Below are 221 nucleotides of genomic sequence, written 5' to 3' on the forward strand. Positions count from 1 at the left end.
ACATAATCTTTCATCAGTTCCCGGGTATACCTTTGTAGATCATTGCTACTATGTTGCAGGCGTTGTAATTCGTATTTGGAAGGGCTGACCGTTATGGAATAGAACTTCGGTTCCTCCTTTTTAAGCTTGGCGGTATTCTTATCAATTTCTTTGACGACTTCCTCAGGTTTTATGGCATCCTCATATTGATTAAAGAAATGTTCCTTGGCCCCTTCTTCTAG

At 40.3% G+C, this 221-nt stretch carries 1 protein-coding gene; it reads right to left on the bottom strand.

The features are described 5' to 3' along the window. The coding region (locus RM529_RS18025; protein ID WP_311486100.1) for a DUF5712 family protein at window positions 1-221 on the bottom strand (221 nt) is incomplete at both ends.

The organism is Autumnicola edwardsiae (genome assembly GCF_031846505.1).
GTDB classification, from domain to species: domain Bacteria; phylum Bacteroidota; class Bacteroidia; order Flavobacteriales; family Flavobacteriaceae; genus Autumnicola; species Autumnicola edwardsiae.